The sequence below is a fragment of the Alteromonas sp. AO-Serp genome, assembly GCF_017849675.1.
GTDB lineage: Bacteria > Pseudomonadota > Gammaproteobacteria > Enterobacterales > Alteromonadaceae > Alteromonas > Alteromonas macleodii.
The window spans coordinates 1-1,210 of sequence record NZ_JAFLMX010000250.1 but is presented as its reverse complement, the minus strand read 5'-3'; the positions used below and the strand labels follow the sequence as shown (position 1 = coordinate 1,210).

The following is a 1,210-nucleotide window of genomic DNA, read 5'->3' as shown; positions in this document are numbered from 1 at the left end:
CGCTTCAAGACTACAAACGCCAGTGGTATCAGCCAAGCAATATCACCACGCTGGTTTACAGTGATTCAGCCCAATTTTTTGAACAGTGCAAGGAGGTTGTTACAGCCTTGAGCGTGGAAACAGCCGCGAGCGCGGAAGCAGCCCTGAGCGTGGAAGCAGCCTTGAGCGCTCAAACAGCCCTGAGCGCGGAAACAGCCCGGAGCGAGAAAGCAGCTTTGAGCGAAGAATCAACACTGAACAGAAACGCCTCTCTGAGTCAGCACGCATCTCAACGTGAACACTCACATTTAGACAAAGAAGCCTCTCTTGATGCGCAAACGACAAAAGGCGAAAACGAATCAATAAGACATGTATTAACCTGGTGGTTTCCTCAGTGCTTTTTAAATGGTTTACTACAGCAAGAAGCAACACTTAGCACCGTAGTAGGCCTTGAAAACACTTTATTTATCGACCCCGAAATCAATCAACAAGGCAATTTTGCAATTCGCCTCGTCACAAACGAAGCGATGAAGGAAACAGCAAGCGAGCTTTCGATAGAAGCACTTCCAAAGCTTTCAAAAAAACTGACACACAAGCTCGTGAGCGATGATAATGATAAAAGGTTGCGACAACTAAAACATGTGGTATCCGCGTGTCTCGCCTCATTTGATATTAGGCCTTCAAAGTCGATGCCAGACACTGCTAAACACGCAGAAGGTGTGGGAGCGGCTATTCGCTATTTTGCGCAACTAAAAGATGCGTTGGACTCGAACAAGTGTACCGCCAAAGATTGTGCCACCAAAAGCGCTTATGTGGCGAGTGCTAATAAGGTATCACACTCCTATTTGCGTCCTCTACCTTCACCTGAAAAGTCAGTCGCTCGCGAGCGGATTAGAAAGACACGTAAGGGATTTTCCGCGCAGGCCAGCGCCTCCAATAGCGAACAGTTACGTTTAATGCCGCGTCTTACCTCTAAATACCGACATTTTATTGCGTTAGAGCACTTGCCTGCACTTCCACGTTTATTGCGGCCACTCGCCAACAAGACCACCAATTTGAAACGCTTTAACGCTGAACACATTGCTTCGCACTTAACGCCGTTTTCCATCCAATCGCCCTCAACAACTCTAGAGTCGGCTTCTCCAAATTCGGCTTCTGGTTATTTGGCCTCACACTGGGTGTATCGCATCGCGTTCTATCAACAGTCAAGACTACAAGCGGTGCTGGCACA

1 pseudogene is annotated in these 1,210 nt (G+C 47.9%); it reads left to right on the top strand.

Going from position 1 to position 1,210, the window contains the following annotated elements:
• Window positions 1–107: 107 nt before the first annotated feature.
• A pseudogene (locus QVA83_RS16695) lies at window positions 108–1,210 on the top strand (insulinase family protein); the annotation flags it as partial.